The sequence below is a fragment of the Mycobacterium sp. 23 genome, assembly GCF_048287075.1.
GTDB classification, from domain to species: Bacteria; Actinomycetota; Actinomycetes; order Mycobacteriales; family Mycobacteriaceae; genus Mycobacterium; species Mycobacterium gordonae_B.
On the sequence record NZ_JBLVUX010000005.1, the window covers coordinates 6,091,577 to 6,110,081 of the forward strand.

Below are 18,505 nucleotides of genomic sequence, written 5' to 3' on the forward strand. Positions count from 1 at the left end.
ATCAGCTCACCCTTTCGGCGGAACTGGAACCTGACCGGTGATCGGCGACCATACCCCGGTGCATGACGCGGTCGCCGATCACCCCGCTGTGGTCGGCGCAGTGCAGCACGCAGCGGTTGTCCCACATCACGAGATCACCGTCCGACCATTCGTGGCGGTAGACATTGTCCGCCCGCGTGGAGTGGCGGAACAGGAAGGCGACGGTCGCAGCCGCGAGCTCCGGCGACATGCCGCTGACCGCTGCGCAGCGCTGCGGTGCTGACAGGTACAGCGCCGTCCGGCCGGACTCGGGGTGATCGAGAAAGACGGGGTGCTGTGCCGTCGTCTCCTGGTCGGCGTCCAGGTCCAGTCCCGTCATGATGTGGGTGATGGTGCGTCCGTGGAGCCGGTCGCGGACTTGGCCGGGCAGTGATTCGTAGGCCGCGTACTGGTCGGTGAACAGCGTGTGCCCGCCGCGGCTTGGAACCCGGACCGCGCGTAAGGCGGTGTAGGCGGGTGGATTTCGCACGTAGCTGGTGTCGGTGTGAAAGATCGAGCGGGGCGGTCGGTCGCGACCCACATTGCTGACCACGTTGAGGTCCGGGAATCCCGGCACGGGCGATTCGCCGACGGTGAACACGATCTCACCGAAACGTCGCAGGAAATCCACGAACTGAGTGTCGTCGATGGCCTGGCCCGGCAGGACGACGACACCGCGGCGGGCAAGCACCGCGCGCAACTCACACACGTCGCGATCGGTCAGAGCGGTGACTGACAGACCAGTTATCAAGGCCCCCAGCGGTTTCAGCGCCGTGTAGTCAGGCACGGCGCCCCTTCGAGGCCGATCTCGCGGAGTTGATCGGCGAATAACTCCGTGACGTCCATGCCGGCCGCCGCCGCCATGACGGCGATGACGCTGGTGGGAGCGAAGGAGCAGTAAAGGCCGGCCTCGAGGAACCACGGCTTGCCGGCCGGGTCGATGCGGAAGTCGAACAGGCTGTAGTGCCGGCAGCCCAGCGCCCGATGACAGCGTCGCGCCGCCTCCCAGACCACTTCGGTGATCGGGTCGTCGGTGGGGACGATCCAAGCATGGCGGGTGTCCTTGGCGACGAGGTAGAGGTCACCGTCGTCGGTGCGGCGCAATTTGTCGGCGTGGTCCCGGATGGGTTTGGTCGTGGCATGCACCGCGTACTCTTCCAGCGGTAGGCACACCAGTTCGCCATCGCGGACGACGATGCCGCACCGGACTTCCCGGCCGAGCTCGACGTAGGACTCCACCAGTGCCGACTCGCCATGCGCCAGCGCCCGGTCCAGCGCGCCACCGAGTTCGGCCTGCGTGCCGACGAGTGAGACACCGACCGAGTTGTCGGCCATGACAGGTTTGACGACCACCGGTAACGGCAGGGTGGTGCGTTCACCGGCCCGCACCATCTCACCGGCGGGCACCGCGACTTCCGCTGCGGCGACGATCGCCCGGGTCGTCGCCTTGTCCGCCGCGATCTCCATCACATCTGGCGCGTTGCCGATGTATGGCAGCCGCAGCGCGCTCAGCAACCGGCGGTAAGAGGTCATGCCGGGCAGGCAGAACATCTGCGGTACCACGACATCCACCCGCAGCGCGCGAAGCCGCGTGATCGCCTGTGAGACCGGCAAGGGCGTGGCCGAACTCAGCGCGCGGGCACTGAGGTCATCGGGAAACCGCCATGACCCGTCGGGGGACACGTACGCCAGCAGAACGTCGTAGCGGTCGGCGGCAGCGAGCGCGTCAAGGCAGGCGCGCGCATAGAGCCGGGACAACTCGGCATGGAAGTCGTCGACCGCGGACCCCACGAGGTGCAGGACCGAGACGCGGGGCGGTGCGGTCATTCAGTCCCCACCGTTCTCGACGAGCTTTCCGATATTGAAATCGATGCGGCTCCAACCCTTTCCGACACGGAGATTGGCCCACAACAGAGCCGGAATCTGCAGATGGTGCACCATCAGATAAGGAACCGGATCCCACCCGGTGAAGATCGCGTCCGTGCCCCGCAGGATGGTCGCCAGCCTGCCAAGCCGTCCCGGATGCCGCAGCAGACGCCACAGCTCGTGATAGATCCAGTAGGTCGGACGGGAGTTGTGCTTCGGCGTGATGAGGGGATGCCCGTCGTTCAGGTAGGCCGCGGCAAGGTCGGGGTGGTCGTGGAACATGGTGATCGCCGAGTGGGTCCGCGGATTGCATTCGATGGCGTACACCTGACCGTCGTGCGCCTCGATGAAATCGAAGGACACCTGCCCGCTCAGGTTGAGGTTCTTGACGAAAGTCTCGACCCACCGCCGGATTTCGGGCTTGTCCACGCTGCGGTAGTTGACCTGGGCCGCCGAAGACTCGCAGCACCCGTAGACCTGGAGCCGCCCGCTTCGGGCGGTGCCGTGCGTGCAATATTCGCGTCCCTCGATGAATTCCTGCAGTATCCAGGGGTCGTCCTCGGAGATCGACAGGGATCGCGCGTAGGCGGCATTGCGATCCGGCGTCGCAGCGGAGAGCCGGGTGAGGTTCATCCGTCCTACCGGGTTGTAGGCGATGCGTTTCAGGATGTAGCTGCGTCCGGGTGGGAACGGAAAATCCGCGACTTGCCGGGCGTCGGTGATGCGGTGCGAATCGGGCACCTGCAGGCTCAAAGATGCCGCAGTCGAGGCGAATTCGTCCTTATCGTCGAGCAGCTGCACCGTCTTGGCATCGGAATGGACGACGTCACAGGCGCCGTCGAGCAGTTCCCTGGCGACGGCATCGGGGACGCTCCCGGCCGGGCTGGACACCGGCACGTAGACGTCGACGTTCTCGTACCGGACGATGTTGAGCAGCGCCGGGGCATAGCCCGGTGTGCCCGGTTCCGGCACGCAGTAGAAGGCGTCCACCGCACGGGAAAACCGGTGCCCGGTCCAGCGATATTTTGCGGATTCGACGAGTATCACCCGATGCCCGGCCAGGTGAAACGACCGCGCCAGTTGCAGCGCCTTCGTCATCTTCCCGCCATTGAGCAGTACGGTTCGGCGTGCCTCGGCCGGAAGGCGGCCGCGGGGAGGTTGCCGACCGACCAGCAGTGCAACCAGCACCACTGCCAGGTCCACGGGAAGGGTGGCGCACAGAGCGGCGAGTGCGGCCACCGTGCGGCCCGCCCCGGCGTCCCAGATCCGGTGTACCCGAACACCGCTCATGGGCGCGCCTGCGTTCAGCGTCGCCGTCACCGCCGCGCAGGCCCCGATGCCGGCACCGCGAACACGTCCACACCGTCTCCGGCGCGGGGAAACTCGAGGCAGATCTTCTTGTGCAACAACAGCGTATCGGCCAGCTCGCCGGTGGTGACGTCGTTGAGGAAGCAGCAGCGGCCGATCGGGTCCGGTATCGCCGCGCGGAGCAGGCCATCGCGTGTCTTGAGGATGGCTGCCGTCGCCCGCTCGAGCAGCTCCGCGGTCAGGTGTTCACTGTCCAGAGCCAGACCCAGCGCGCTCATCACGCTCAGGATGCGATCGCGATCGCTGACCGACAGGTGACCGCGCTGCTCGGCGAGGGTGGTCGACAACGCCATGTCGATGTTGATGGCGTGGCCGTGAAAGAACGGGGTCGGCGGCGTGAGTTCCAAAGTGGGACTCCACGTGTGGCCGAACGCGATGACCCGGTCCAGGTCGATCTCGTGCAGGTTCGGCGCCTCCAGGTCGAGCATCGTGGCGATCGCCTGATAGGTCAGGCGGTCGCCCACAGATCGCAATTCCGGGGTGCCGTCGAGATGGCCGAAACGTGTCCGCAGCAGCTCGGCGCCATGTTGTTCCAGCAGATCGAAGATCTCGGCGTTGCCCACCACGGCGATCTTGATCAACTCGGCCATGCCGTTGCGCACCTGATCGTCGGGCAACGTTTTCAGGAATGAGAAGTCCAGCAAAACCTTCTCGGATGCGTGGTAGGCGCCCAACCGGTTTTTGTGCTTGCCGTGGTTCACGGCCACCTTGATCGACACACTGGCATCGATCAGACCTATCAGCGTGGTCGGAATGCGGATGTAGGGGGTGTTGCGCCGGTAACTGGCGCAAGCGAATCCGGCGACGTCGGTGGTCAGTCCGCCGCCGACGACCAGCACGGGTTCGGTGCGCACCAGACCGAAGGCGTCGAAGCGGCTGACGATCTGCTCGTAGGTCTCCAGCGATTTCGCCGTCTCACGGATCTGGACCGGGATCACGGTGAGTTCGATTCCGTGGTGGTCGAAATAGGCCCGCATCGATTCGCCGTAGATGTCGTGCACGGTCTCGTCCACCACGGCCAGCGCGCGCCCGTACAGGCGGTAGCTGTCTGCGAGCTCGGTGTTGTCCGGAGCGAAAACGCCGTCGACGTAGAGCAGGTCGTATTCGATTCGTTCATATCCTTCGACGTGAAAGGCTCTGTCGCCGGCCGTCACTCGGGCTTGAAGATTGCTCACGGTGCTCCTCCTCGGGGCGGGGTGGCTCGTTGGGGAGCGGGTCAGGATGTGGCGAGACCGAGAACCGTTGCCGGTTCCAGTGATTCGACGATCTGGATCGCAGCGGTGAATTCGGCCTGGCCCGCTCTGCTGGTGTTCTCGTTGGGAAACGCGATGCACGCGATACCGGCTTGCACGGCCGCCGCGACGCCGCCCACGTTGTCCTCGATCGCGACGACGTTCTCGGCCCTTTCGCCGAGCTTCTCCAGCGCGAACTCGTAGGACTCCGCGCTGGGTTTCGCCGCTGACACTGAATCCCGGTCGACGATGAGATCGAAAGTCTCGGCGCTGATCTCAGGCTCGAGCGCGGACAACAGCGCGTCGATGTTGGCCTGCGAGGTGGTGGTCACGAAGCCGACCTTGTGCTGGTTCTTCTTCGCCTCAGCGATCGTGGCGGCGACTCCCGCGCGCGGTGTCACCGTCGAGTCGCCGAGCAGACGCTGGAAAATCTGCGATTTGAGTGTGTGCACGGCCGCCGCATCGACGTCCTGTCCGCGGGACTGTGCGTAATCCTGGATCCGCTGGGCGCCGCCGTTGGAACCCAGCATCGCGATGTAGTCGTCCCGTGACCACTCCCAGTCGAGCCCGGAGTCGGCGAATGCCTCGTTGAAGGCGCGGCGCTGCAGTTCCGAGGTGTCGGCCAGGGTGCTGATGGATCCGAAGAGGACAGCTGGCATGAGTTTCCTTCAGTCGAGTGGGCAATGCTGTGTTGGTTCCCCCGTCCACTACTGATCTAAACGTACAGTAATGATTGGATCTGCGGATAGTGGATATACAGTTCAAGACCGCATAGCCTGCGACATGCAGAGATGCCCTCGCGTCACGCACGAGGGACCGGTTGTTCAGTAGACTTCTGGCCCGAACGAGCCAGCGGGCGGAGAGGGGCCACTGCAAGAAGCGTGGCAAGAACAGGGGCGCGGCAGGCATGACTCCGGTACCGGCTGACCGGCCGTCCGACGGCGAAGACGCACGGGTCGCGCGGACCCGTGCCGACGTAGCCCGGGCCACCCTCAAGATCCTCAATGGTGAAGGCTCCGAAGCGATTACGCACGCCCGGGTCGCCGAAATGGCCGGGTATTCCAAAACCACGGTCTACACGCACTGGCCCGCCCGCGTCGACCTGATCACGTTGGCCATCGAGTCGCTCGGCGAGATGCCGCACCACGAACGAACCGGCGATCTGCGCGTGGACCTTGTAGAGGAGCTCAAGGTCTTCCGTTCGGGCATCATCGAACTGCGGCTCGACCGCGTGCTTGCCAGCATGGCGCAGTGGGCATCTCAGGAACAGGTCAGAGAGCTCAGGGACAAGGTCAACAGCGACGGTCAGCGTCAGATGTACGCGATGCTGGGCGAGGTCTTCGCGGGCGCGGAATTGGACGCGGCCGTCTCCATGCTGACGGGTGTCGTCGCGTGCCCTTCGCTGATGTACGGCACCCTCCCGGACGACGACATCATCGAAGCCGCCGTCGACATGGTCTTGAGAAGCGCCGGCCCGCCGCCTCGTACCGTGGAAACGTGACCATCTCGATGCCTGGCTTGCAGGCCGTGAGCGCGGTGCGGCGCGACCTGGGCAGCAGATTGTTCGGCATGGTGGCCGGACCCGACGGGCCGGCGAATCGAGAGCGCATTCACCGCACACCGGGTGATCGCTGGTTCGCGCCGGACCGTCCCGTCAGGCAGGTGAACGCCGATGCGTCGATGTTCGTCGGCGGACTGCGGGCACTGCTGTTGCAATCGTTGCATCCCCTTGCCATGGCCGGTGTCGCCGAACACTCGGACTATCGGGGCGATCCCTGGGGGCGGTTGCAGCGCACCAGCACGTTCCTGGCCACCACCACCTTCGGCTGCGCCGCCGATGCGCAGGCCGCTGTCGACCACGTCCGTCGCATCCACCGCTACGTGCACGGCGTCGCGCCGGACGGGCGGCCCTACGACGCATCTGACCCCCATCTGCTGGAGTGGGTTCACATCGCCGAGGTGGACAGTTTCCTGCTCGCCCATCAGATGTACGGCGCGGCGCCGCTCGACCAGGCCGGCCGGGACGGCTACGTCGCCGATATGGCCGTCGTCGCGACGGCGCTGGGAGTTCCGGATCCGCCGCGTTCCGAGCAGGAACTACAAGACCGCATTCAGGGCTTCCGCCCTGAATTGCGCGGAACGCCGGCCGCCCGGGAAGCCGCCCGGTTCCTGTTGTTGACGCCGCCGTTGCCGCTGCCGGCCAGGCCCGCCTATGGCGTATTGGCGGCCACGGCGGTGGCGATGCTGCCCACGTGGGCGCGCCAGCCCCTGCTGCTGCCGTACGTCCCGGTGCTGGAGACGACGGTGACCCGCATGGCCGGACGACTGCTCGTCGGAAGTATCCGCTGGGTCATGACCCCGGGTGCGGACGCGGCGGCGTCTGAGGTGTCAACGTCCCCGACGTGACCGGAAGATCTGTCTGCGGCGGGTTGGCGGGGCGGCGCTCTGCGAGCGCTCCAGGGCCTTCGGCGCCCACACCGGATGGCCGGACTCGATGGCGCGTCGGAAGGCCGCCTGTGCGGCCGGCACGTCGCCGTGCTCGGCCCACAAGGTGCCCAGCCCGAATTCGGCGGCGGGCCCGGACTCGGCATTTCCGGAGTCGACTGCCGCTTGGAACGCGGCCGCCGCGCGTGTGACCTCGCCCTGCCCGGCCCACAGGATCCCGAATCGGAGTGCGGCTGCCGGCGCATGGTCGGAGTGGCCTGAGTCGAGCGCGAACTGGTAGGCGGCCGTGGCGCCCTCGACGTCGCCCAGTCCGGCTCGCAGCATCCCGAGTGAATTCGCGGCGTCCGGCGCATGCTCGGGATGCCCGGAATCGATCGCCGACTGATAGAAGGCCGTGGCCCCGGCGAAGTCGCCGTCCTTCTCCTGCAGCTTCGCCATGTTGATCGCGGCCTTCGGCGCCGCCTCGGTGTCGCCGGTGTCGATCGCTGACCGATACGACGCACTGGCTTGCTCGACATCACCGGATCTCTCCCGCAGCTGCCCGAGATTGACCAGGGCCTTGGCCACCAACTCGGGGTCTCCGGAATCGATGGCGGCCTGACATGCGGTCGCCGCGCCGGCCAGATCACCCTGCTTTTCCAGCAGGGTGGCCAGGTTGAATTCCGCGATGGGCGTCAGTTCCGGATGGTCGGTGGCGATGACGATCTGATAGGCCTCCACGGCTCCCTCGGCATCGCCCAGCGCTTCTCTGGTCAGCGCCAGGTTGATTGCGGCAGTCGGAATCACCTCGGGTTTCCCCGATGCAACGGCGATGCGGTAGGCCACCTCGGCGCCGGCCGCATTGCCGCGGCCGGCCCGCAATCCCCCCAGTTGCAGGAGGGCGATCAGAATCGACTGCTCGTGCTCGGATTCGATGGCCACACGGTAGGCCGCCTCGGCCTCATCCGGGTCACCGTGTTCGGCCAGCAGGTTGCCGAGGTTCAGTGCCGCCATCGGAGCATGCTCGTCGTGACCGGACTCGATCGCCTGCTGGTAGGCGGCCCTTGCGCCCGCGGTGTCACCGTGCCCGGCCAGCATGAACCCGAGCGCGAACGCGGCTGCCGACGCCCAGTGCGGGTGGTGGGAGTCGACCGCCCACTGATAAGCCGCCAGGGCACCCTCGGCGTCGCCCTCGGCGGCCCGCTGCCGCCCGAGATTGAAGGCCGCCGGCGCGGCCTGTTCGAGGTCGCCGGAGTGAAGTGCCCGCTGGAACGCCGCCTCCAGGTCGTCGGCCTGGGCCGACGCGTCCTGCGGTCGCGTGTTCTCGGATGGAGAGGTTGGCATGTGGTGCGCCGTCAGGGTTTCGAACCCCGGACCCGCTGATTAAGAGTCAGCTGCTCTACCAACTGAGCTAACGGCGCGTGCTCGGCCTGAGACCGGCTATCGACAATAACAGGCATCGCGTCGCAGAGTGAAATCCCCGGGTCAGGGGCCGGATGAGGATGCATAACTTCGGAGCACCAATCGGTCCGCATGTCCACGCCGAGTGGTGGTGAGGCACTACAATACTGGAAACAATCCAGGGTCAGCGGTGACCGTAATTTGCGAACAGAATGTGAAGGTCACTTGATGGCGCCTTTGCGCAGACGTCGATCGTGGCTGGCTGCCGCCATGGTCTTGGTTGCTGTGTTCGGTGTTGCCTGCAGCAGTGGGCCCAGTGCGCCCGTCGCTGCCAAAGTCATCGAAAACAAGGGCACACCGTTTGCCGACCTGCTGGTCCCCAAGCTCACCTCGTCGGTCACCGACGGCGCGGTCGGAGTCACCGTGGACGCGCCGGTGACGGTGACCGTGGCCGACGGCGTGCTGGCGTCGGTCGCCTTGGTCAACGACAACGGCCGCGCGATCGCCGGACAGCTCACCCCCGACGGTCTGCACTGGCAGACCACCGAGCAGCTCGGCTACAACCGGCGCTACACGCTGAACGCGAAGGCGACCGGGCTGGGCGGCGCGGTAACGCGCCAGATGACGTTTCAGACCAGTTCGCCCGCGCACCTGACGATGCCTTACGTGGTGCCCAGCGACGGTGAGGTGGTCGGCGTCGGGCAACCGGTCGCGATCCGTTTCGACGAGAACATCGCCGACCGCGCCGCGGCCGAGAAGGCGATCAAGATCACCACCAACCCGCCCGTCGAGGGCGCGTTCTACTGGCTGAACCGCCGCGAAGTGCGTTGGCGCCCAGAGCATTACTGGAAGCCCGGCACCAACGTCGACGTGGCGGTCAACACCTACGGCGTGGACCTGGGCGAGGGGATGTTCGGCGAGGACAACGTCAAGATGCACTTCACCATCGGTGACGAGATGATCGCGAGTGTCGACGACAGCACCAAGATCATCACGGTGCGGATCAACGGCGAGGTCGTCAAGACCATGCCGACCTCGATGGGCAAGGACAGCACTCCGACCAACAACGGGGTGTACATCGTCGGCGCCCGGTTCAAGCACATCATCATGGACTCGTCGACCTACGGCGTGCCGGTCAACTCGCCGAACGGTTATCGCACCGACGTCGACTGGGCCACGCAGATCTCCTACAGCGGCATCTTCGTGCACTCGGCACCGTGGTCGGTGGGCGCGCAGGGACACTCCAACACCAGCCATGGCTGCCTGAATGTGAGCCCCAGCAACGCGGTGTGGTTCTACGACCACAGCAAGCGCGGCGACGTCGTCGAGATCGTCAACACGGTGGGCAGCATCCTGCCCGGCACCGACGGCCTGGGTGACTGGAACATCCCGTGGGATCAGTGGCGCGCGGGTAACGCCAACACCGGAGATCGCTAGCGGGCCCGATCGCCGGTATCAGGCGTCACACCGGCACCGTGGGGGAAGGCATGACTCCGTCTGAAATGTGATAGCGCATGCGATATCACAGTCAGCGGAATCTACACCCTTAGCACCGACCCCAGCGCCGACAGCGGGATGTGTGCCTCGACGGTGCCCCCGTCCATGTACCACTGCTGGGCGCCCGGGGTGAAGTCGATCGGTTCGTCATGGCCCACCGGATAGTCGGGCATGTAGAGGATCAGCTCGTCCGGAGTGAGCGCCCACGCCCGGTACGCGCCGGAATAGACCTTGTCCGGGGTCCAGCGGTCGGCGAGAAACGGGTATGTTCCCGGGTCATGCGGTGGCGCAGCCTGATTGAGCGCGGTCTCGATGTAGGGCTGAGCCAGCGGCGGTATGGCGGTCAGTGGATTGCCGTTGGTCAGGTCCGCCAGTTGCACCCGGCGCCCGCCGGCCATGTCGAAGGTGAAGGTGCGGTAGGCGTTGTTCGGCCGCGGGCCGTCGGCGTGGTAGTCCTCGTGGAAGACGGCGCTGAGCAGGTTACCGTGCTGGAAGACCTGGTAGTTCTCCTCTCCGTAACTGTCGGCGACCATGTGCGCGTTGGCATTTCGCCAGTTGCCGACCAGGGTCCGCAGATAGTCCCGGATCACCGGTCCGGTGGTGGGGTTGTCCACCAGGTCGACGGGCACGGCAACCTTGATGTCGCGCACGGCGTTGCGTTCGGAGGTCGCTGCGGCATGGCAGTACTGCCCGTCCCAGCCGCCGCCGAGTTCGCCGCAGAAGGACTCGGCCGACGCGTGCGCGGGCGCCGCGCCGAAAACGGTTGTCGCGGCGGTCAGTAGCGACACCGAGAGGATTCTTCCGATCACCGTTGGCTCCGAATCGCTTACAGCAGCTGTACTTTGCTGGCGCGCCAGCGACCGTCGACCTTCTCCATGGTCATCTTGATCCGGCTACGGTCGATGCGCGGATCCGGCACGGCCATGTTGGCGACGGTCTGGTCGATGAACACCAGCACCACGACCTTGTTCGCGGATTCCGAGGCGATCGCCGAATCCACCACCACCCCGTGCGCGGTGGCCTTGTTGTCGATCAGCAGCTGGCGCAGTTGCACACTCGACTGCGTGTACATGTCCTTGAACTCGCCGGTGGCGCCGTCCAGCACCTGACGGAAGTTCTCGTCGACGTTGTTGGAGTCGATGCTCGTCAGCACCCCGGCATACTTGACCGCCGCCTGCTGCGCCTCCTGGCCGGCCACTTTCACCTGGTGAGCCTGCCATTGCAGCCAGCCCAGATAACCCGAAACGCCCAGGGAGGCAGCCAATAACACCGGCATGATGCTGCGACGAAGGTAGTGGCGCCAGGGTCGGTTGAAACGCTTGGGCTTCTCCTTGCGACTCAGCAGTGGCCCGTCGTCTTCCTCGTCAGCCGCGTCTTCTTCGTCTTCCTGGACGGCGGCGTCCTCCTCGGTTGCTTCATCAGCAACCTCGGCGTCCTCGGCGTCGGTGTCGGTCTCGGTAGCGGCGGTCACTGTCATCTCCTCGTGCTGGATGGGCTCAATGTGGCGGTTCGATCGGCAACGGCGGACCGCCGTAGGGCGTGGGAATCGTGAAGCGGCCCCGCGGTGTCGGATCGGTCCTGCGTCCCAGGTCCGCCCCGGGTGGTGGGCCCGCGGTGTCGTCGCCACCCGGTCGCGGCGCGTTCTTGGCGCCCCGGATCCCGACTCCAGGGTCGTCGTCGCGGCAATAGGTGTACATGAACGGCTCGTAGTAATCGGCGGCCGACGGCGGATGCGACGGCGTGCCGTAGTCGCACGCGTAGCGGGGGTACAGCTCGGCCGTCGCCCACACCCCGTGGTCGTGGAAGGAGCTGGCCACCGCATCGAGCACCGAGCCGCGGTAGTCCGGGAAGAGGGCGTTCAGTGCCGGCACCCGCAGATAGAGCAATTGGGAAGCGGTGGCCAGGCTGCCCAGCAGCGCCACCATGGTCTCGGAGTTGTCGGCGAACAGGCTGTCGATGGCGCTGAGCGCCTGCGGCGTCTGCGCGGTCAGGCGCCGATAGCCGTCCTGCATTCTGGCGATGCCGGACAGGGTGCGGTTGAGGTCGACGGTGGTGGCGGCCAGCCCCGCGTTCTTGTCCGCCGCCAGGGTCAGCACGACCCGGCTGGTGCGCAGAATGCTGGTCGTCTCGGGCAGCACCGAATCCAGTGTCGACAACAGCATGGTGCCACCGTCGACGATGGCGGCCAGCTTGCCGGGCCCCTCCTTGCTGAGGCTCAGTTCCTTCTTGATCAGCTCGAGCTTGCGGGGATCGACCTGGGCCAGCAGCCCGTCGGCGTCGCCCAGCAGCTGTGCCAGGCTGACCGGGACGCTGGTGCGGTCGAGCCCGATGACGCTGCCGTCATGCAGATAGGGGCCGGCGTCGGATTCGGCTTCGAAGTTGATGTACTGCTCCCCGGCCGGCGACAGCGCCGATACGTGCACCGCGGCGTTCGCCGGGATCCGCACCTGCGAGGTGATGCTGGCGACGGCGTTGACGCCGTGGTCGGTGATCTGCAGTGAGTCCACGCTGCCGATCCGGACCCCGCGCAGGGCGACGTCCTGATTGGGCAGCAGGCCGCCGGATTCCGGCAACTGCACGGTGACTCGGTATGACGAGGCGAACGGCGTCACGCGCAGCGCGCCGATCAGCAGGTAGGTGGAGGCGACGACCAGGGTGAGCACCAGGCCGGCGACCGACAGCCAGACCTGGCGGCGGTGGGCGGCCCGCACCCAGCGGACGATTGTGCTTGCCGCGGAGTCGATCACGGCGGTGGTCCTGGCGTGAGAGGGCCGGGTGACCCGGGAGCGACGATGAGTCCGCCCGGGACATTCGGGTCGGGCAGCACCGGCACCTGTGGCGAGTTCGGTCCGCGCCCGACGACGCGTTCCTGTAGCCGCCACAGGGTGTATTTGAGGGAGCCGATGAATTCGTTCCAGGTGAACCGGGTCGGCCCGTGCAGGCCCCGGTCGCCCGGGAAGCCGATGTCGGGGATCGAGCCCAGGATCAGCTGATCGACCACGACGTGCACCGAAATCGCATTCCCGGCAGTGGATTTCACCAGAGCCGGAATCATCCGGTTCAACGGCAGCCAGCTGGTGTCGGGGCTCACCGCCACGTCGTTGGCGGCTCCGGCGATGGTGTTCAGGTCACGGACCACGCTGCGGCCGCTGGTGTCGGTGCCGTTCAGGGAGGGGAACCTGGCCAGCAGCCGGCTGGTGTCACCGACCTGCACCACCAGGTTGGACAACTCGGTGGTGTTGGCCGCCAAGGCACTCGTGGCCGGGTCGGCGGCCGCCATCACGTCGCTGAGGGTCTGGTTCTTGGCGTCGAGTTCCTGGCTCAGGCGTGACAATTCGGTCAGGGCGTTGGAGATCTGCCCGGACCGCGCGTCCATGGTGCCGAGCAGCCGGTTGGACTTGCGGACCAGGTCGCCGAACGCGTGGCCCTGGTCGCCGGTGGCCTTGCCGAAACCGTTGATGATGTTGGTGAAATTGCGCACCGCGCCGCCGTTCACCAGGATCGCGGCCGAGCTCAGGACCGACTCGACGGTTGCCGCCGCCGCGGTCGAGTCCAGCCCGATGGTGTCGCCGTTGGTCAACATCGGTGCGTTCGGCGCGATCTCGGCGGGTGGGCGCACCGACACGAACACGTCTCCCAGCGGGGTGGCGGTCCGCAATTCCGCGGTGCTGCCTTTGGGCAGCAGCACGCCGTCGCGGATGCGCAGCGTCGTGACCGCTGTGTAGTTGCGGGCCACCATCGACTCGACCTGCCCGACGTCCGCGCCGGCAAGCTTGACCTTGGCATTCATCGGCAGGTTCAGTGCGTTGGCGAACACCGCGGTCAGTTCGTAGCCGCCCGAGCCCAGGCCGGGAGCCGGAAGGGGAAGGCTGGCAAGGCCGTTGGTGGCGCATCCCGAGGTGAGCACCGCCGCGGCGATCGCGGCGGCGGTCCGTGTCCTGGTGCTGGTCATTTCTGGCCCATCGCGGCGAGGCCGTCAAGCACATAGGTCAAGCCGAAGTCGGGTCCGAAGTCCTGGACCGTCCCGGTGCTGCAGCCGAGCTGGCGCAGACCCATCAGGTTACAGATTTCCTTGGTCAGCTGGCTGTCGAAGAGCATCCGGTCGGTGAGGAAGTGGGCGCGTACCGCGCCGTTCTCCCGGTCGACCATGTTGTAGGCGTTATCGGCCAACATCGGTGCGATATCCAGTGTTTCGGCGAGTTCGCGCCGCCGGTCGACCAGTGTCGTGGCCAGCTTGTTGCCATTGAGAGCGGTCTGCCTGATGGTGTCGCGGTTGGCGTCGAGCAGGTCGCCGGTGCGTTGGACCAGTTGATCGAGCTTGCGGCCGGTGCTGCCCGTGCCGAGGTCCTCGTCGGCCAGGATCTGGCTGACCTGGTGGATGGTGGCCGCGAAGTCCCGAAGCTTGCCGTCGTTGTTGGCGGCCGCCTCGAACAGGGAGCTGATGTTCTTGACGATCGTGGTGATCTGTTCGCGGGTCTGCGCGCCACCGTCGCTGCTCAGCCGCAGCGCCCTGGACAATTCGTCAAGCGCGCCTTTGATTTTCCCGCCGTTGCCGTTGAGGACCTCGCTACCGCCGTTGAGCACATCGGCCAGCGGGCCGCCGCCGTGTCCGTCTCCCTCGAGCGACTTGGTCACCTTGTCCAGAACGGCCAGCACGCGGCTGAATTCGACCGGAGTCCGGGTGCGGGTCAGTCCGATGGTGTCGTGGTTCTCCAGCGCCGGACCTCCGCGGTAGGGCGGCGTCAGTTCGATCTGCCGGTCGGTGAGGATCGACGTGGACACGGTCACGGCTTGCGCGTTCGCCGGGACTTTGACGTCACGGTCGACGGTGAACTGCACTTCGACGTAGCCGCCCTTCGGCGTGATCCTGGTGACCTTGCCGACCGGCATACCCAGCACCGCCACCACGTTGCCCTCGTATAGACCTGACGCGCTGTCGAATTGAGCGGTGACCGTGATCGGTTCCTTCTTGCCGGCCAGGTACCACCAGAAGCCGCCGACCGCGGCGACCACCACGGCCAGGATGGCGACGACGGTGATGACGCGGCCCCTCATTTGCAGTCCTTGTAGTACGGAATCATCCCGAACTGCTGAGCGCGGCCACTGATGGCGCACATCCAGGAATCGACGAGTAGTGCACTGGGGGCGTTGAAGCTCACCGCATTCGCGTCGCCGGTCAGGTTCGCCGCCTCCCGCATGAAGATGGGGGTGGTCTGCAGCAGGTCGCGCAGCAGATCGTCGTGCTTGGCCATCATGTCGGTGAATTCCCGCATGTCCCTGAGTAGTCCGTCGACCCCCGACCGATCGTTGACCACGATCTGGTGCATGGTGTCGACCAGGCTGGTCAGGGACCGCATCATCGCGTGGAACACGGCGCGCCGGGCCACGAACTGCCCCAGCAGGTCCTGCGCCTGGTTCACCACATTGCCGATGCTGGACTGCTGGCGACGCAAGGTGTTGGTGACCTGTTCGGTGCTGCGCAGGAGCTGGCCGAGCTGGTCACGGCGCTGGGCGATGATCGAGGACAGCGTGTCGATGTTCGTCATCGCCTGGGGTACCACGGCGGGCAGACCCTCGAGTTGCTTGCCCAGCACTGCCAGCGACTGGGCGAACCGGTCGGAGTCGACCTGCTCGAAAGTCGTTGTGGCGTCCTGCAATGCGGCCTGCAGGTCATAGGGGACCTCGGTGTGGGTCAAGTCGAAGGTGCCGTGCGGCAGTGAGCCCGGACCGTCTGGCTGCAGCGCGAGGTAGCGCGACCCGAGAATCGTAGTGACTTTGATCGAGGCCTTGGAATCGCGGCCCAGCGCCACGTTGTCGCGAATCTTCAGGCCCGCCTCGACGTGGTCGCCGTCGAGCCTCATGCTGGTGACCTCACCAACCGGAATGCCCGCCACGGTGATCGGGTTGCCGGGCCGTAGCGAAGCCGCCTGTAGAAATTCCGCGGTGTAGTGCTTATACCCGGCGCCCACCGCATGCACGACGAGCATCGCCCCGATCACCGTCGCGACCACGACGACGGCCGAAAGACCAAGCCACAACGGGTTGTAGCTCTCCAGCGGACGCTTCTTCCGTTTCGGCAATGACTCAGCCACCGGGTGCCCCGTTCGTATTCCGGCAGCGGGGGGTGTGCCACGCTTTGTTCCCCGGCGTTGCGGCGTTGACGATGATCGGCACCACGTCGTTGAGGCCGGGGAAGAACCCGAACATGTTCAGGTCGCACAGATAGGCGTTGCCGTAGGCGCCCTGGTTGCCAACTCGGACCAGACCTTTGAGCAGCAGCGGGATGTTGTCGCCGAAGAACGCCACCTGAGGCTCCACATCCATCAGGTGGCGGGAGACGCCAGGCCGGCGATCGATGAATTCCCGTAGTGCCGGGTAGTCCTGTTCGGCCGCGACGGACAGGTTGCTCACCATGCGCGACAGGGAACCCATGGAGGACACCAGCTCCGGCCGGCGCTGGTCGAGGGCCGCGACCACGTCACGGGCCTGTGTGATCACCCCGTCAAGGTTGGCGTTCTGCGCGGCGAGGTTGGTGACGACCTTGTTGAGGTTGGTGATCACGTCACCGAGCGCCTGATCCTTACCCGCAAAAGTCTCGGTGAGCGTGGATGTCTGGCTGATCAGCGTGGCAAGGGATGAGGTGTCGCCCTGCAGCGACTCGATGACGCCCTTGGTGAGGTTGTCGGCGTCGCGCGGGTTCAGCAGGCTGAACAGCGGCTCGTAGCCGTTGAGCAGCGCCGTGACGTCGAAGGACGGATCGGTGCGGTCCAGGGGAATGGTGGCTCCCGGCGGCAGCTGGGCCTGACTTCCCTCCTTACCGAGAGACAGTCCGAGATAGCGCTGCCCGACGATGTTCTGGTAGGTCACCGAGGCGACGGTGTTGCCGAACAGGTGCTGGTCGGTCTGCACCACGAACGAGACTCTCGCGAGTTTGCCGTCGAGTTCCACCTTTTCGACCCGGCCGACGCGCACCCCGGCCATCCGGACGTCGTCTCCCTCGCGAAGGCCGTACACATCGGTGAATATCGCCGAGTAGGACGCCGTGGTCCCGGCAACATCACGCCGCAGGCTCACGTACACCAGCCAGGTCAGGGTGAGTGCGATGACCATGAACAGTGTCAGGCCGATCAGGGGTCCACGGAACTTCACTTGGCGCCCCCGGTCAGCGACACCGTGGTGCCGCGCGCGACGGGGCCGAGCAGGATCTCGGTGGCGGCGGTGGCCGGGCGCCCGGTGATCACGCCCAGCATCGTGCGCTCGTAGTCACTGCCGACCGGGCCGACGGTGCCTCCATAGGACGAAGGCAACGACCCCGCGGCGGGGGGGCCCAGCAGCGGCGGTGGCGGTAGCGGACCGTGCGCCGGGGGAGACGGGTCCGGGTCGTCCGGGTTGGCGCCGGTCCGTATCGGTGGCGACGGCGAGATGAACGGCGGGAGTGGCGGATTGGGGTCGGTGAGGTTGGGTGGCGGATTGACCAGTGGTGGGCCGACGGCCACCAGGTTCCCGTCGGGACCGACGACCGTGCCCGGCGGAGGGGCCAGATCCTTGGGTGGCTGGTAGTTCTGCGGCAGCAGCACATCGGGCAGGTCGGGCTTGTTGGGGACCAGCGGTGCGGTGTAGCAGCTGGGGCCTTTCAGCTCGCCGTAGTGCGGGCAGTCGGCACGGGAATAGGCGAACGTCTGGGTGAACGAGACCCTGGTTCGCATGTTCCCCACGCCGAGTTCGGGTATCCAGACTTCTTCCATGAACTTGCGGGCCAGGTTGTCCAGTTTGGTGACGGCGGGGACGAAGTTGTTCGACCGCATCGCCAGCACGCCCAGCACCGGCGTCATCTCGGAGGATATCCGGATGAGTTGATCCATGTGGTTGTCGAACGATTGATAGGTGGTGCCAATGGTGTTCTGGGCACCGGAGAGCAACGACGTCAGCTGCCCGCGCGTCTCGGCGAAGGTCCGCATCGGTTCGACCGCTTCGTGCAGCGCGTCGACCAGGTCGGGCGCGGTGGACTGCAGCCCCCGCGTCGCGTCCAGCAGCGCCGACACCGTCGAAGGGCCGGCGTCGGTGCTCACGATCGAATTGAGTTGGTCGATAAGCCGATTTAGCTGGGTTCCGCTGTTGAGCAGGGATGCCCGGCGGTGGTCGGTAGCGGCCGCCAGCGCCGCCAGGATGCCGACCGATCGGTCTTCGCGGCCCCGGCCGGCCGCGGCGAGCAGGTCGCGCAGCTTGCTGACGGTTGTCTGGAACAGCACGGTCGGCAGGTTCTTGTCTTCCTGGATGTGGGCTCCGGGGCGGATGATCACGCCCGGTCCGTTCCCCACCAATTGCACCGACGACACCGCGAACACATTGCTGGGCACTACGCGGGCGGTCACCGCAGCCGGAATCGACTGGGCGTATTCGGGTTTGAGGTCGATGTGCACGAAGTTCGGTTGACCGTGCGCCGCCGGCACCACGCTGTTGACCATGCCGACCAGCACGCCGTGGTATTTGACGTCGGACTTCTGCGGCAGGCCGTCGCCCACGTTGACCAGGTCGGCGACCACCCGCACATAGTCGTTGAGCCGGCCCGTCGACTTGTACAGCAGGCCCACGGTCAGCAATGTCGCCACCAGTGCAACGGCCACTCCGCAACCCAGTAGCTGACGATCCGAGGGGCCGCGCCCGTCGGTGTCGAAGGAATTGCCTTTCGATGCAGTCAA

Annotated in this window: 17 protein-coding genes and 1 tRNA gene; 3 read left to right on the forward strand and 15 right to left on the reverse strand. The window is 66.2% G+C overall.

Annotated elements, in window-relative coordinates; all coding sequences use genetic code 11:
• Position 1 precedes the first annotated feature (1 nt).
• From ACNQS7_RS29230 to ACNQS7_RS29250, 5 genes are read right to left on the reverse strand one after another with little or no spacing between them, the layout of a single operon-like run.
• Entirely contained in the window at positions 2-805 is an 804-nt protein-coding gene (locus ACNQS7_RS29230; protein ID WP_418015284.1) for a TauD/TfdA dioxygenase family protein, read from the reverse strand.
• The gene (locus ACNQS7_RS29235; protein WP_418015285.1) at positions 784-1,845 is read right to left on the reverse strand and encodes a D-alanine--D-alanine ligase family protein; all 1,062 of its coding nucleotides are present in this window, start codon (positions 1,843-1,845) and stop codon (positions 784-786) included. The genes ACNQS7_RS29230 and ACNQS7_RS29235 overlap by 22 nt, the downstream gene beginning before the upstream one ends.
• A complete protein-coding gene (locus ACNQS7_RS29240) occupies positions 1,846-3,174 on the reverse strand; it encodes an ATP-grasp domain-containing protein (RefSeq protein ID WP_418015286.1) in 1,329 nt (442 codons plus the stop codon).
• Positions 3,175-3,200: 26 nt separating this feature from the next.
• On the reverse strand, positions 3,201-4,427 hold the full coding sequence (locus ACNQS7_RS29245) for a sedoheptulose 7-phosphate cyclase (RefSeq protein ID WP_418015287.1): 1,227 nt from the start codon (positions 4,425-4,427) through the stop codon (positions 3,201-3,203).
• Between the two features lie 41 nt (positions 4,428-4,468).
• Positions 4,469-5,143 carry an HAD-IA family hydrolase gene (locus tag ACNQS7_RS29250; protein WP_310768665.1) on the reverse strand — a complete coding sequence of 225 codons (675 nt, stop codon included), beginning with the start codon at positions 5,141-5,143 and terminating at the stop codon, positions 4,469-4,471.
• 248 nt (positions 5,144-5,391) lie between these two features.
• On the opposite strand from ACNQS7_RS29250, the gene ACNQS7_RS29255 reads away from it, so the two are divergent.
• A complete protein-coding gene (locus ACNQS7_RS29255; RefSeq protein WP_418015288.1) occupies positions 5,392-5,985 on the forward strand; it encodes a hypothetical protein in 594 nt (197 codons plus the stop codon).
• Between the two features lie 8 nt (positions 5,986-5,993).
• Positions 5,994-6,890 carry an oxygenase MpaB family protein gene (locus tag ACNQS7_RS29260; RefSeq protein ID WP_418016199.1) on the forward strand — a complete coding sequence of 299 codons (897 nt, stop codon included), beginning with the start codon at positions 5,994-5,996 and terminating at the stop codon, positions 6,888-6,890.
• Here the strand turns inward: ACNQS7_RS29260 and ACNQS7_RS29265 are convergent.
• Positions 6,873-8,252, reverse strand: a complete 1,380-nt coding sequence (locus ACNQS7_RS29265) for a tetratricopeptide repeat protein (protein ID WP_418015289.1) — start codon at positions 8,250-8,252, stop codon at positions 6,873-6,875. The genes ACNQS7_RS29260 and ACNQS7_RS29265 overlap by 18 nt on opposite strands.
• Before the next feature lies 1 nt (position 8,253).
• Positions 8,254-8,329: transfer RNA gene (locus ACNQS7_RS29270), tRNA-Lys, on the reverse strand.
• Between the two features lie 208 nt (positions 8,330-8,537).
• Between ACNQS7_RS29270 and ACNQS7_RS29275 the strand changes: the two genes are divergently transcribed.
• A complete protein-coding gene (locus tag ACNQS7_RS29275) occupies positions 8,538-9,746 on the forward strand; it encodes a L,D-transpeptidase (RefSeq protein WP_418015290.1) in 1,209 nt (402 codons plus the stop codon).
• Between the two features lie 101 nt (positions 9,747-9,847).
• On the opposite strand, the gene ACNQS7_RS29280 is transcribed toward ACNQS7_RS29275, so the two are convergent.
• Genes ACNQS7_RS29280 through ACNQS7_RS29315 form a run of 8 tightly spaced genes read right to left on the reverse strand, consistent with a single transcriptional unit; the run spans position 9,848 to position 18,505 of the window.
• The gene (locus ACNQS7_RS29280) at positions 9,848-10,615 is read right to left on the reverse strand and encodes a mannan-binding family protein (RefSeq protein WP_418015291.1); all 768 of its coding nucleotides are present in this window, start codon (positions 10,613-10,615) and stop codon (positions 9,848-9,850) included.
• Between the two features lie 17 nt (positions 10,616-10,632).
• Entirely contained in the window at positions 10,633-11,283 is a 651-nt protein-coding gene (locus ACNQS7_RS29285; protein ID WP_418015292.1) for a DUF3329 domain-containing protein, read from the reverse strand.
• A gap of 19 nt (positions 11,284-11,302) precedes the next feature.
• Positions 11,303-12,553 (reverse strand): MlaD family protein, encoded by a 1,251-nt coding sequence (locus ACNQS7_RS29290; protein WP_418015293.1) that lies wholly within the window; start codon positions 12,551-12,553, stop codon positions 11,303-11,305.
• Positions 12,550-13,758: an MlaD family protein gene (locus tag ACNQS7_RS29295; protein WP_418015294.1), complete on the reverse strand. Its 1,209-nt coding sequence runs from the start codon at positions 13,756-13,758 to the stop codon at positions 12,550-12,552. The genes ACNQS7_RS29290 and ACNQS7_RS29295 overlap by 4 nt, the downstream gene beginning before the upstream one ends.
• Positions 13,755-14,861, reverse strand: coding sequence for an MCE family protein (locus ACNQS7_RS29300; protein ID WP_418015295.1), 1,107 nt, complete (start codon positions 14,859-14,861; stop codon positions 13,755-13,757). The genes ACNQS7_RS29295 and ACNQS7_RS29300 overlap by 4 nt, the downstream gene beginning before the upstream one ends.
• On the reverse strand, positions 14,858-15,898 hold the full coding sequence (locus tag ACNQS7_RS29305) for an MlaD family protein (RefSeq protein WP_418015296.1): 1,041 nt from the start codon (positions 15,896-15,898) through the stop codon (positions 14,858-14,860). The genes ACNQS7_RS29300 and ACNQS7_RS29305 overlap by 4 nt, the downstream gene beginning before the upstream one ends.
• On the reverse strand, positions 15,891-16,955 hold the full coding sequence (locus ACNQS7_RS29310; protein WP_418015297.1) for an MCE family protein: 1,065 nt from the start codon (positions 16,953-16,955) through the stop codon (positions 15,891-15,893). Before ACNQS7_RS29310 ends, ACNQS7_RS29305 begins: the two co-directional genes overlap by 8 nt.
• Positions 16,952-18,505 (reverse strand): MlaD family protein, encoded by a 1,554-nt coding sequence (locus ACNQS7_RS29315; protein WP_418015298.1) that lies wholly within the window; start codon positions 18,503-18,505, stop codon positions 16,952-16,954. Before ACNQS7_RS29315 ends, ACNQS7_RS29310 begins: the two co-directional genes overlap by 4 nt.

Excerpts from the sequence above, each read along its gene's own strand:
- ACNQS7_RS29235 (WP_418015285.1), bottom strand. The coding sequence starts at position 1,845 with ATGACCGCACCGCCCCGCGTCTCGGTCCTGCACCTCGTGGGGTCCGCG.
- ACNQS7_RS29240 (WP_418015286.1), bottom strand. The coding sequence starts at position 3,174 with ATGAGCGGTGTTCGGGTACACCGGATCTGGGACGCCGGGGCGGGCCGC.
- ACNQS7_RS29250 (WP_310768665.1), bottom strand. The coding sequence starts at position 5,143 with ATGCCAGCTGTCCTCTTCGGATCCATCAGCACCCTGGCCGACACCTCG.
- ACNQS7_RS29255 (WP_418015288.1), top strand. The coding sequence starts at position 5,392 with ATGACTCCGGTACCGGCTGACCGGCCGTCCGACGGCGAAGACGCACGG.
- ACNQS7_RS29260 (WP_418016199.1), top strand. The coding sequence starts at position 5,994 with ATGCCTGGCTTGCAGGCCGTGAGCGCGGTGCGGCGCGACCTGGGCAGC.
- ACNQS7_RS29265 (WP_418015289.1), bottom strand. The coding sequence starts at position 8,252 with ATGCCAACCTCTCCATCCGAGAACACGCGACCGCAGGACGCGTCGGCC.
- ACNQS7_RS29275 (WP_418015290.1), top strand. The coding sequence starts at position 8,538 with ATGGCGCCTTTGCGCAGACGTCGATCGTGGCTGGCTGCCGCCATGGTC.
- ACNQS7_RS29285 (WP_418015292.1), bottom strand. The coding sequence starts at position 11,283 with ATGACAGTGACCGCCGCTACCGAGACCGACACCGACGCCGAGGACGCC.
- ACNQS7_RS29295 (WP_418015294.1), bottom strand. The coding sequence starts at position 13,758 with ATGACCAGCACCAGGACACGGACCGCCGCCGCGATCGCCGCGGCGGTG.
- ACNQS7_RS29300 (WP_418015295.1), bottom strand. The coding sequence starts at position 14,861 with ATGAGGGGCCGCGTCATCACCGTCGTCGCCATCCTGGCCGTGGTGGTC.